At 43.1% G+C, this 13,148-nt stretch carries 10 protein-coding genes and 1 pseudogene; all 11 read left to right on the top strand.

The window, feature by feature from the left end; translation table 11 throughout:
• The first annotated feature begins 7 nt into the window (after positions 1–7).
• Positions 8–889, top strand: a complete 882-nt coding sequence (locus O9H85_RS32975) for a carbohydrate ABC transporter permease (RefSeq protein WP_269885613.1) — start codon at positions 8–10, stop codon at positions 887–889.
• Positions 890–1,006: 117 nt separating this feature from the next.
• On the top strand, positions 1,007–3,331 hold the full coding sequence (locus O9H85_RS32980) for a helix-turn-helix domain-containing protein (RefSeq protein WP_269885614.1): 2,325 nt from the start codon (positions 1,007–1,009) through the stop codon (positions 3,329–3,331).
• A 168-nt stretch (positions 3,332–3,499) separates the two neighbouring features.
• A complete protein-coding gene (locus O9H85_RS32985; protein WP_269885615.1) occupies positions 3,500–4,465 on the top strand; it encodes a PucR family transcriptional regulator in 966 nt (321 codons plus the stop codon).
• A gap of 157 nt (positions 4,466–4,622) precedes the next feature.
• Entirely contained in the window at positions 4,623–5,960 is a 1,338-nt protein-coding gene (locus tag O9H85_RS32990; RefSeq protein ID WP_269885616.1) for an ABC transporter substrate-binding protein, read from the top strand.
• A 240-nt stretch (positions 5,961–6,200) separates the two neighbouring features.
• Positions 6,201–6,941, top strand: a pseudogene (locus O9H85_RS32995) (carbohydrate ABC transporter permease); the annotation flags it as partial.
• Between the two features lie 17 nt (positions 6,942–6,958).
• On the top strand, positions 6,959–7,783 hold the full coding sequence (locus O9H85_RS33000; protein ID WP_269885618.1) for a carbohydrate ABC transporter permease: 825 nt from the start codon (positions 6,959–6,961) through the stop codon (positions 7,781–7,783).
• A 39-nt stretch (positions 7,784–7,822) separates the two neighbouring features.
• Positions 7,823–8,218, top strand: coding sequence for an NAD(P)-dependent oxidoreductase (locus O9H85_RS33005; protein WP_269885619.1), 396 nt, complete (start codon positions 7,823–7,825; stop codon positions 8,216–8,218).
• Positions 8,219–8,247: 29 nt separating this feature from the next.
• Entirely contained in the window at positions 8,248–9,234 is a 987-nt protein-coding gene (locus O9H85_RS33010) for a LacI family DNA-binding transcriptional regulator (protein WP_269885639.1), read from the top strand.
• A gap of 122 nt (positions 9,235–9,356) precedes the next feature.
• Positions 9,357–10,244 carry an NAD(P)-dependent oxidoreductase gene (locus tag O9H85_RS33015; protein WP_269885620.1) on the top strand — a complete coding sequence of 296 codons (888 nt, stop codon included), beginning with the start codon at positions 9,357–9,359 and terminating at the stop codon, positions 10,242–10,244.
• A 542-nt stretch (positions 10,245–10,786) separates the two neighbouring features.
• Positions 10,787–12,037: a nickel pincer cofactor-dependent isomerase, group 22 gene (locus O9H85_RS33020; RefSeq protein WP_269885621.1), complete on the top strand. Its 1,251-nt coding sequence runs from the start codon at positions 10,787–10,789 to the stop codon at positions 12,035–12,037.
• 145 nt (positions 12,038–12,182) lie between these two features.
• Positions 12,183–12,929 carry an IclR family transcriptional regulator gene (locus O9H85_RS33025; protein ID WP_269885622.1) on the top strand — a complete coding sequence of 249 codons (747 nt, stop codon included), beginning with the start codon at positions 12,183–12,185 and terminating at the stop codon, positions 12,927–12,929.
• Positions 12,930–13,148: the final 219 nt, after the last annotated feature.

The raw sequence follows: 13,148 nt of genomic DNA on the forward strand, positions 1-13,148 counted from the left end.
CTAATTTATGAGCTTTACCCATAAAAAAAGGTTCACCTTGTTTGATTACGCGAACTATACTCTGCTTATCGCTATTTCCATCGTATGCTTATTTCCCATTCTTTATCTGATCCTGGTTTCCTTGACGGATAAAGAGGTTTATGTGCCGTTTCAGTTTCATCTGTGGCCCCAAAAGCTATCCCTTGATGCGTATACTTACATTTTGTCAACTCCCAGCTTTTTAACCGCCTTTAAAAATACAGTCTTCATAACCCTGATCGGGACTCTGCTCAATCTGATATTTACCTTTACGATGGCGTACGGACTAACGGATAAGCAGATGCCTTTCCGCAATGCAATCCTGGGCATGGTTGTACTTACGTTGGTCTTTAACCCGGGAATTATTCCGAACTACCTGCTTGTCAAAAATTTAGGCCTGCTTAATTCCTATGGGGCGTTGATTTGGCCGGCCCTCACCAATGCCTGGAGCTTAATCGTTGTAAAAAGCTTCCTGGACTCGATTCCTCCTGAGTTAAGAGAGTCCGCCAAAATGGACGGATGTACGGATATCGGCGTTTTTCTGCGTATTATTCTTCCGTTATCGATGCCCGCCGTGGCGGCCTTTACTTTATTTTTCGCGATAGCGCATTGGAACACTTACTTTAACGCCGTTCTGTATTTGACGGATACCGCAAAGTGGACGCTTCAGGTTTTGGTGAAAACGATGGTGCTCGACGCCAGCTCGAATATGACCGGAAATATGGCAGCCTCCACGGACGATCATGTACTCCCTCAAGAAACCGTTCGTATGGCTTCGGTGGTGTTGGCCATGCTCCCCATTCTGATTGTTTATCCTTTCTTGCAGAAGCATTTCGCCAAAGGAGTTATGCTTGGTTCTGTCAAAGGATAAATTCCATTTGCCGTTTCATTCTTGAAAGGAATTTCGCCGCTTCAAATCGAATTGATATTAAAATCCGTTGCCGCTGTTGCACTTAAGCCATGTTTTGCTCTAAAGGGGGGATCAAACGTGATTGAGCGTATACGCGGCCTGTTTCATCGACTTTCTTTAAAAAAGTATACCAGGTATTATTTGTACCGATTCATATGGCTTGGATGCATTTCGGCATGTATTCCTGTTTTGCTGATAGGCGGAGTATATTACCAGATCTCGATGAGGTCTGCCGTTAAAGAGGTTACGCAAATATCCGCTGACTCCCTTTTGCTTGCACAAGACAGGCTGGAGAGAATATTTGGGGCCATAGAGCTTTCTTCTCTTCAGCTTACAACTAACCCCTTGATCAGCAATTCATTTCTGGATGGGGATCCCAATGAAAAAATATTGACTCATCTTGATATTTTAAAGTTGCTTCAGATTGCCAAAAACTCCAACGATTTTATTAATGACATCATCTTATACGACGATGCTTCGGAAGACATCTTAAATACGGAATACGGTTTTGTTCTTAAAAAAATGTATAAATATCGATCCGTGCTGGATCAATTAATGCGGTTTGAGCCTAAAGACCAATGCTTGAATATTATCCAGCCATACATGGAAGACACTCTGGCATGCGTCCGATTTCTTCCCCCTTCCACCCTCCATAAAGCCAGAGGACTTCTTCTCGTTAAACTAAATAGCGATTTGATTACAAAGTATTTGGATGGTCCTGCGGTTTACAGTGCAAAACAATCCATGCTGGTGCTGGATTCTTCTAACCATGTATTGGTCCATACCGGTAATCAATTTCAAAACGCATCTTCTATGTTGAATGAAAACTCCATAAAATCCATCATTAAATCGGAAAAGAACCATGATGCTTTATTGATGCAAGATTCTTCCGGAAAGCGATTTTTTTATTCATTTCAAAAAACAGAGCTTGGCCGCATCTATATTTCCAAAATTTCCGAAGCCGACATCTACGAACATATCGGATGGATACGCTGGTTGATTGCGTTTACAATCCTATTGTTTATTAATATCGGAGTTGCTCTAACCATTGTTACCAGCCTGCACGCGTACAGACCGATCCGCCAATTGGTCAGCTTCGGTGAGCAATTGCGCCAAGAACCGTCGTTCTCTTCCCATGATTCCAATGATCTTACTTTCATCCTGGAATGCTGGATTCATTTAAGTGAGAAGACGAATAAGATCTATCAATCGATGAAGCGATGGGAACCGACAATCAAAGAAAGCTTTTACCAGCAGCTATTAGAATTTCGTTCTTACGATAAGGGATTAACCGACTTCAAGGAAATTGCCGTTTCGATGTTGAATGAGCCTAAAGCCATGGTTGTATTAGTGGTCCAACTTGAAAATATGCATAAAGAAACCCGTTTTGAGCGGACGGACGGCCCCATACTTTCGTTTATTGTTAAAAATGTCATTGACGAAATGATACGTAAACAAAGTCCGTTGGAAGGCGATGTGATCATCAGCCGAAGCGGGCTTGGTACAGCTATTATAGCCTTTCCCCAGGAAACGCCCGATATCGAAATGAAAAACAGGCTGAATCAGTTTGCTTCTGATTTGGTTTTCTCGTTCCAGAACTATTTAAAGCTTAAGGTTTGTATAGGGATCGGCAACGTGTATCGCCAAATGGAGGATATCGGTCTTTCTTATAAGGAAGCTTTGGAAGCGCTTCAATATAGGCTATATAAGGATCAAAGCCAAGTGGTATTCATTCAAGATATGGAATTATCCAGAAAGCAATCGTCGTTTCATTATCCGTTTTATATCGAAGAGAAGCTGATAGACGGGCTCGAGAACAAGAGATGGAAGGAGGCGGAGGAGCATCTTAAGGAATATATAACGGCGATTCGCACTTCTGAATCCCATTTCACAGTATCCCAGTGTTATGTACTGCTGCTAGGTTCGATTACGAAATCGTTAATCAGAAAAGGATACGTACAAATCTTTGAGCACAAGTTAGTCTTTTCTTTACAGGAAAGAAAGACACCGCCAGAGGTTTTCGACTGGTTTGTCCAAACCGTATTTCCATATTACAATCAAGTGGCCGACAGATTGGAAAGTCCTAATTTAATTGTTCAAAAAGTATGTCAATATATAAATGAGCACGTGCATGAGGATATCTCCTTGGTGCAATGCGCTGAGCTTGCTAATATAAGTTCTTCCCACTTGAGCAAGTTGTTCAAAAAACAGACGGGTATGTACTTTTTGGATTATGTTTTGAATCACAAATTAAAGGAAGCACAATATTTGCTAGTGAATACCAAGCTCACGGTTAACGAAATTGCCCAAAAAATCGGGTATTCCGAAAGAAGTCTCATTCGTATTTTTCAAAAGTATATCCACATGACTCCGAACCAATATAGAATGACTTATGATGGCTAACCCTATTAGCAATGGGTAATTTTATATTGTAAGGCCTTTCAAAACTATGTTATACTCATGCTCATATGGAATCGATTCCGCTAATGGCTGAGTTATAACTGTAGCGCTATACATAATTTACAGATACTTAAAGTAAGCAAACGCTTATCTAGTCAGGAGTGGTAATTCATGAAAGAATTAACGGAAGATAAGACTGTTGTTACGTTACCCATCGAATGGAACGGAGAAAAAATGGGAGTTGTGAATATACTAGGTTATCCTGCAGAGATTCCCGAATATGCTAAATTGGTCAGAACGACAATCGATATTCTTTTGAACTATTTTAATCTGAATGATCAGATCCTATTTCGGAATCTCGAAATTGAAAATTGGATTAGGGAGTTAGCGAGCACTTATGATTTTTGCACTCAGAAATTGGAGGAAATTGCACGGTCTTTAAGCCTTGATGTGAGTATTCCTAGAGTAGCTTTTATGATCAAAATCCAAGGTGAAGACATTCTTTGCGAACATCCTCATTGCAAGTCACTTGCAAGATTCAATGAAATAAAAAGCACTTTATTAGCAGAAGCGGCGGCTTTCCCGGTAAGCGATCTATTTATTTCTTACACTGGAGAAAGCCGACTTTTTTTACTTTCAAGTGTGGACCAGTCCCGCATAAATGAACGCCAACTAGCTGAGTCTTTTATGGAAATCTTATCAAGACTGGGGATCTCGGCTTTGATTGGAATCGGGAACGTTAGCGATGGAATAATGGGTTACCGCCAATCTTTTAATCAGGCGGGGCAAAGTTTAAAGCTGCTTGAAAAGTTCAAGATCGAAAAAACAGTCACTCATATCGATGATTGGGGAATCATTGACCTATTGGATCATTTGCCAGATTCTGTACGCCATGAGTTTATAACCAGGTATATGCCCAGATTTAATGATTTGAGTGAAGAGATGGCAGGAACGCTTAAGATATTTCTGGAGTCCGACATGAATATTAAAGAAACGGCGGAAAAGCTGCATATTCATCGCAATACTTTATTTTACCGTTTGGATAAGGTACATGAAGTTTTGAAACTGGATCCCAAAAGTTTTAAAGATGCGATGATTATCAAAGCTTTGGATGCATGCAGCCAATTGAATGCATAAGGTGTGCAAATGACCCAAAAAACAACAATTCATTACTCATTATTTCGAGCAAAAGACCAATAGTATTTCTGAAAGCGTTATGATTTAATAGGAATGGAATCGATTCCATAGTTGTTGGTAAAAACAATACCTTACAAAATTGAGGGGGTTAGTATTCATGAAGAAATACAAATGGGCTGGTTCGGTTGTGGCGTCAGCAATGATCATTTCCTTGGTTTCAGGGTGTGGTTCCAACGAATCCACTAAACTGACGGGGGACTCGGCAGTGGGCAAGTCCGCTGGAAGCGGTGACACGGGGGGAAAAGTAGTCGAGCTTGTGTTTGAACGCCCAAAGGATGCGACCCCAGCCTCGCAAAAAATGATTCAAGCTTTTGAAGCAAAGCATAAAGATATTAAGATTAAGCTCTTGGAAGTACCAGCAAGCACAGATAAGGTTCATGACGATCTTGTAACGAAATTCACGTCGGGTGATAATAGCGTTGACATTTTCGGTATGGACATTGTTTGGACCGCGGAATTTGGAGTTTCCGGATGGGCTCTTCCTTTAAATGATTATTTCAAAGACAGTGAGTTATCCGCATTGCTCCCGGGGCCTGTGGCGGGCAACAAATATAAGGATAAGCTTTATGCCATTCCCTTCTATACGGATGCCGGCGTCTTATTCTACCGTAAGGATATTTTAGAGGAAGCCAAAGTAACGCCGCCTAAAACATTTGATGAGTTGCTGAAATTGGCTAAGGATTTAAAGGGTAAGGGCGGGACGGAGTACGGTTACGTCTCCCATCTAAACCAGTTCGAAGGTCTTAACTGTGTGGCAGACGAATTTTTCTGGGGGAATGGCGGAACAGTTCTGGACAAAGATAATAAAGTACAGATCGATAGTGAAAATAACAAAGAAGCTTTACAGTATTTAGTCGATCTGGTTAATAACGGTTCTACCCCGCAAGGAGCAACCACTTACGTTACAGATGATGCGAGAGTTGTATTTACCGAAGGTAAGTCGGTGTTTATGCGCAACTGGCCGTCGGCATGGGCTAAGGCGCAAGAAGACGGTTCCAAAGTAAAAGGCAAGGTGGGTATTGTTCCTGTTCCTTACGGCCCTAAAGGCAAGGAATCCTCTGCAGCACTCGGAGGCTGGGATATCGGTATCAACGCGAACATCGACAAGAGTAAAGTGAACGCCGCTGTTACTTTCCTGAAATTTATCATTTCAGAGGAAGCGCAAAAAATAAATGCGATTGACGGCGGAAGATTACCGGTTCTACAGTCCACATATAAAGATCAGGATGTTCTTAAAGCTAATCCGCATTTCGCTGATCTCTATTCCGCATTCATATCGGCAAAGCCCAGACCGGTGTCTCCTATTTATCCGCAACTTGCGGATGTGATGCAAATTGAGATTCATAAGGCGATTACGAAAAAACAACCGGTGGATAGTGCGCTTAAAAATATGCAAAGCCAAATGACCGATTTGTACAAAAAGTTCAATAAGTGATCTTGTTTGAAAATTCAAGTACTTCCGGGCCGCTTCTGTAGCGGTCCGACCTACTTGTGAAAAGAAGGGTGAACCATGTCAGCAAAGAAAATTGGCTTAAAAGCCGATGAGGCCAGGCTGGGTTACTGGATGGTATTGCCATCCGTTATTATTATAGCCGTATTTGCCTTGTATCCAATTATTGATGCAATCTGGCTTAGTCTGCATGAATACAAATTGAATATGCCCGCATTGGGCAAAAACTTTGTTGGACTCCAAAATTATATTACCGCCTTTAAAGAAGTTCGTTTCTTTCGGTCTTTATGGAATACCACCTATTTCACACTCCTTTCTGTTTTTTTTGAATTGGTGTTAGGCCTTGCAATAGCTTTATTAATGAATCGCAACTTTTTCGGCAGAGGTCTGGTAAGGGCCTCGGTTCTTATTCCTTGGGCAATACCAACGGCTATTACCTCATTGATGTGGAAATTTATGTTTAATGATCAGTTCGGGGTTATTAATGATATTTTGCAAAGAATGGGATTCCTGGACAGTTACTATCCTTGGCTTGGCAGCACCGGAACGGCTATGGCCGCAATCATTATTACGGATGTATGGAAAACGACTCCGTTTATGGCATTGCTGCTTCTGGCAGGTTTGCAGGTTATTTCTAAGGATTTGTACGAAGCGGCCAAGGTTGACGGGGCGACTACGATGCAGCAGTTTTGGAAAATTACGCTGCCGCTCTTAAAACCGGCCATGCTGGTAGCATTGTTGTTCAGAACCTTAGATGCTTTTCGTATATTTGATCTAGTATTTGTTATGACTGGTGGTGGACCTGGCAATTCAACCGAAACCCTGTCCATGTTTGCGCAAACCACCCTAATGAGATATTTGGATTTCGGCTATGGTTCCGCTTTGGCCGTGATTACCTTCTTTTGTGTCTTGTTAATAAGCATGATTTATATCAAAATTTTGGGAGTGCGGGCCAGTTCCAGATAGGAGTGTTGAAGAACGTTATGGAAAGAGTCAAACAGGTTTTGTTTTATTTCTCCATGCTGCTGTTTGTGCTGGGAATACTGTTCCCTTTCATATGGCAAATCATTACTTCATTCAAATCGCCTGATCAATTGTACAGTATTCCTCCGGCTTGGTGGCCAAATCAATTTTATCTCGGGAACTATGTAAATGTATTTACGGGACGTCCTTTTCTGACGTATTTAAAAAATAGCTTAATCGTTTCTTCGGCTACAACCTTATTTTGTATCGTGATTGGAAGTTTCTGTGCCTATGCGATCGCCAAACTCGATTTTAAAGGGAAAACGCTGCTGTTGGGTTTAGTTCTTACAGTATCGATGTTCCCTTCAATCGCTATTCTGAGTCCGCTATTTATCATTCTCAAAAAGCTCAGTTTGCTGAATACGTACTCAGGGTTAATTCTTCCTTATACTACATTCGGCTTACCGATGGCGATTTGGATTTTGACGAGCTTTTTCCGGGATATTCCCGGCGAATTAGAGGAGTCCGCCTATATTGACGGCTGCAACCGGATTCAATCGTTCGTGAAGGTGATTGTTCCACTGGCTGCCCCAGGAGTATTTACTACCGCTATTCTTATATTCATCCATGCTTGGAACGAATTCCTGTTTGCCTTATCATTTATGAGCAAAGATACGATGCGGACAGTACCTGTCGCAATTGCCATGTTCCCCGGTGAACACGATCTTCCTTGGGGAGATATTGCAGCGGCGTCAGTAGTTGTTACCGTGCCGTTGATTATTATGGTTTTGGTATTCCAAAGACGAATTATAGCCGGATTGACAGCCGGCGGCGTAAAGGGGTAAATCAGAGAAAATTCAACTTCAATGGGGAATGAATCAGGGATGACATCCATCACAAAAGTATTGATTACATGGAATATCAAGGAGAATTTGCTCGAAGATCTGAAAAGTCAATTTCCTAACGTCCGGTTTGATGTTAAACTGAATGAACAGGAGATTGACGACAACGTACGCGGAAATGTATTCAAAGAACAGGAGTTGATCGACGCCTTGAAGAAACGGCAGGTGGCCGGAGCCGGGTTGGATGTATTTGTTACGGAGCCGCTGCCCGAAGATTCTCCATTTTATGGGTTGGAACAAGTGCTGCTGTCCCCGCACATATCCGGGGCTACTCCATATTCAGCGAGCAGGACTGTCCGTATTTTTGCTGAAAATCTGAAAAGATTTCAGAGCCAATTACCTTTACTGAATCTCGTGAATAAAAAAGCTGGATATTAGAGGTGTGCTGAGTGGCAAATATACTTGATGTGGCTGTCCACGCAGGGGTTTCAAGAACCACTGTCTCGCGAGTGATTAACGACAATGACCGGGTGGATGATGAAACACGGAATAAGGTTTTGAAGAGCATGAAAGAGCTTGGATATCGGCCGAGCCGGCTCGCGCAAAGCTTACGCAAACAGAAGACAGGAATGATTGCGGTGCTTGTTTCGCGGGTATCCAACCCGGTTAATTCCATTTTGCTGCAGGGCATCGAGGATGAAGCAGCGAAACATGGATATAACGTGATTTTATGCAATACGGAAAACGATGCTCATAAGGAGCTTAAATACCTCAAAATGTCTCAGGATCAGCAGGTGGACGGAATCATTATGACCGGTATACGTAATGATTATGAGCTCGTTCAGTCATTTGAGCAGTATGGACCCATTGTGATGATCAGCCAATACACGGAGCATGACATTTTTCCTGCGGTTACCGTTGATAACTTCGCGGCTGCGTATACGGCTACGAAGCATTTGGTAAAACTGGGTCACCGCAAAATCGGTATGGTGAGCGGCAAGCGGCAATCCATGATACTACGCGACCGTGAAGCGGGATTCCGTAAAGCATTATCCGATTCCAATATTCCTCTGATAGAGGAATGGGTTAAGGAAACAACGGGCTTCACCATTATGAACGGCAAGCGCTATGTGGATGAGTTGTTTCTAGCGGAGGAACGGCCTACAGCCGTATTTGCGGCGAATGATGAACTGGCTGTAGGGGTTATTCAAGGCGTAAAGGAAAGAGGGCTAACCGTTCCTCGAGATATGGCGGTTGTCGGTTTCGACGGGCAATTCATATGCACCGTTATAGAGCCCCATTTGACAACAATGGCCCAGCCCATTGAGCAGCTTGGATCCTTGGGGATGTCGCTGCTGGTTCAGAAACTTCGCGGAGAAATGATTCATACGCAAAGGATCGTGCTTAAAACCGAGCTTATTATTCGTAACTCCTGTGGAGCCAAGGGAATGTAGAAGCACCATCCATTTATTACTTGGGAAGAGGGGCTACAAATGATTCATGTCTTGAATGCCATATATGAGTCCTCCCACCTGGGGGCGGAAGTTAAAATTGAATTGGATATGGAGGTAGCCTTATGACTTTAACACCACAAACTGTAAAAGTAGGTTTTATTGGCACGGGGGTTATGGGAAAAAGCATGGCGGCAAATCTTATTCGTGCGGGTTATGAGGTCCATGTTTACAATCGTACGAAAGCAAAAGCTGAGGAGCTGCTCGACATGGGCGCCAAGCTGCACGAAGATACTGCCACCTTGGCAAAAGAGGCGAACGTTATTATTACAATGGTCGGTTTCCCAAGTGATGTGGAACAGATTTATCTTGGAGAACTGGGAGTTATTTATCATGCGAAGCCCGGCACATATTTGATCGACATGACAACATCCAGTCCGTCATTAGCGAAAAGAATTTATGAAGCGGCCAAGCAAAAGCATATGTTTTCACTTGATGCTCCCGTATCCGGTGGGGACCTGGGTGCTAGAGAGGCGAAGCTATCCATTATGGTTGGCGGTGACGAAGAAGTATTTGATTCGGTGCTTCCTATTTTTCGGATAATGGGCACCAATATCGTTTACCAAGGACAGGCAGGGGCAGGTCAGCATACCAAGCTATGCAACCAAATTGCCATTGCTTCGAATATGATAGGGGTTTGCGAGGCTCTGGTTTATGCAAGGAAAGCTGGTCTGGATGAACTTTCCGTATTAAAAAGCATTGAAAGCGGAGCCGCAGGCAGCTGGTCCTTGTCGAGGTTGGGCCCCAAAATGATTCGGCAAGATTTTGAGCCTGGATTTTATGTGAAGCATTTTATCAAGGATATATCCATCGCCTTGCAATCCGCAGAGGAGCTTAACCTTCCTACCCATGGTTTGAAATTGGCCAAATCTCTTTATGACCGATTGGCAGAGTTGGGAGAGGAAGATAGCGGTACACAAGCGTTATATAAAATTTACAATTACATAGATTAGTAAGGGGGGAACCTTGCAGCTGACTTACCCTTTACCTTAGGTAGGCGCCGTTTTGGCTGCTGCCCGGATCAAACACTATTGCCAGCATTTGGTCGAACATTGCACCTTGAGCATATCTTTGTGTCGGAAGCTTTACTTCCGCAAGTCGGGACCGCGAGTGGAGGTACCTGCAACAAGCGTTTAATACCCTATTGCAAGCTACCGCCTTATTAGTTATATTTTTCATAAGTGGGAATTGGTAAAAAAAGAACTTAGTTGCGTTTTTAATCAGCAATATGAATTATTGAGTCGAGATTTTGAAAGCGACTTCGGTTAATTCGGAAAGTGAATAACCAGACTAAGGGTATAAGTTTATACTTACATTTGTGAAAAGCTTTTCAAAGCTTTATCCATTCTACAGCTTGATTGTAGCGACAGCGACCACGTTGTACAGCATCGTGATGGGTATGGATGATAGTTCCAAAGAAGGATTATTTCAGGACTGACGTCCGGTGCGGTTTAAGGTTGACCAAGTTCAACGTAAACATGAAAGGGAGAGTATTATGAAATTACCTCGCTTTATTAAAGTACAACAGCATTTCACGGGACCTTCTATCGATGATGTAGAGAGTGCCGTCCGATCGGAATTGACCCGTATCAAAATTTCGGAACAGATTAAGCCAGGTATGCGTGTGGCCATTACCGCCGGCAGCAGAGGAATTGCCAACATTGCGAAAATTATACGGGAAACTGCGGCATTTCTGAAAATAAGCGGTGCTGAACCGTTCATTATTCCAGCTATGGGCAGCCATGGCGGCGCAACCGCGGAAGGCCAGGTCGAGGTCCTTGAAAGCTACGGAATTACAGAGGAGTTTTGTAAGGCACCTATTCTGTCATCGATGGAAGTTGTTCAAATTGGGGTAACGGAGCAGGGAACACCGGTATACGTAGACAAATATGCATGGGAAGCAGACGCCGTTTTGATTATAGCTCGGATTAAAGTCCATACGGATTTCAAGTCCCCTATCGGCATTGAAAGCGGTATTATGAAGATGGCAGCGATTGGCATGGGAAAGCATAAACAAGCGCTTGCCTTGCACAGCTCCGGGATAACGGGCATCCGCGATTACATGCCGGAAGTAGCGCGATTAGTTCTGAAGAAAGCGAATGTATTATGCGGTTTGGCTATTGTGGAAAATGCATTTGAGCAGACAGCCATCATTGAGGCTATTCCTACAGAGCAAATTGAAAATCGGGAACGTGAACTTTTGAAACAATCTGCGTCATTCATGCCAAAGCTCCCTGTAAATAACCTTGATATTTTACTCGTTGACCAAATTGGCAAAAATTTTAGCGGCACCGGCATGGATACCAATATTATTGGGAGAATGCGTATTCTCGGCGTTAAGGAGCCTGAGATGCCAAGCATTAAATATATTATTGCAAGCGACTTGAGTGAAGAAAGCCATGGAAATGCTCTTGGAATCGGGCTTGCGGATCTGACAACGCGCAGGTTATTTGAAAAAATTGACTTTCAGAAAACAAACGAAAACGTTATAACCAGCACGTTTTTGACGAGGGCGGCGATTCCAATCGTCATGGAAAGCGATCGGGAGGCATTAATTGCAGCCCTTCGATGCAATTGGGACGTGAAAGCAGAAGATGCACGTATTATTCGCATTCCCAATACATTGCACCTCGAACATCTTTATGTATCAGAAGCTTTACTTCCGGAAATACAAAATTTGGATCATGTCAGGATTGTGGGCACACCGGAGTACATGTCATTTGATGAGCAGGGGTATTTAAGATAAGACGAAGGCGAGTCGTTATAGATTAGTCTTGGAACATACGGAAATTAAAAAGTTGAACATTGACCGGCATCGATAGCCATGATACGATCAAAGGGATTCTTTAAATAAAGAACGACGTTTATAATACTAAAGGAAAAGTGAAAACATGGATCAAAAGTATTCCGTACCTGCACTGGATCGGGCTCATGCCGTACTAACGTTGTTAACCGAGGAGCCTTATAAATGGAAATTATCCGATTTATCCAAGCAGTTGGGCATCAGTAAGAGTACGATGTATTCTCTGCTGCAGACCATGGAACGGCTTCATTGGATCAACCGGGATAAAAATGAGACTTATGCTTTAGGGAGTACTGTCGGAGATTTGGGCAGCGCTTATTTCCGTCAGTTTGACCTCATTGAAGAGTTTAGACGAGCAGCGGAACCGGTTATGCGTAAGCTGCTGGAATCCATACAGCTCGCTCGTTTGGATGGGAAAGAAGTGTTATATCTTGCAAAGATTGAAGCGCCATCACCGGTACAGATGGTATCCGGGACGGGAGTACGTTTTCCGGCCCATGCGACCGGTCTGGGAAAATCTTTAATGGCGGATATGAATGCGGAGCAAGTCCACCGAACCTTTCCTCAGGAGACGCTTCATAAAGTAACGGTTCATACGATCGGTTCCCGAGAAAGCTTCTTGCAGGAGTTAGCAAATGTTCGTCGGAATGGCTACTCATTTGACATACAGGAGGGCGTAATGGGGTTCTGCTGTGTAGCAGCGCCGGTCCGCCGTCGTGGAGAAATTGTTGCAGCGGTCAGTTGCTCCATGCCGATCCATCATTGGGAGGGGAAGAAGAACGAGGCTTTAAGTGAAATTTGCGCATTGGCAAAGCGGCTGTCAACAAATCTATAAGGCTTGTACCAGAATAACTTATTCAATATAAAACGGTCACTTTCCGGGTGTAACCGTTTTTTTGAGTTGATAAGAATTTATAAGTTTTTCGCAACTTATTGCCTCGCATCAACCTTGGTAAACGCGCTGGTCCTTATAAGACAAGGATGGCGTAGCCGTTTATCCTGGTTTATACATCCTGGTTTATAGGTCATTTTTTATAGAAATACCATTGACTCA

This window comes from Paenibacillus gyeongsangnamensis (assembly GCF_027533625.1).
In the GTDB taxonomy this organism is placed as follows: domain Bacteria; phylum Bacillota; class Bacilli; order Paenibacillales; family NBRC-103111; genus Paenibacillus_G; species Paenibacillus_G gyeongsangnamensis.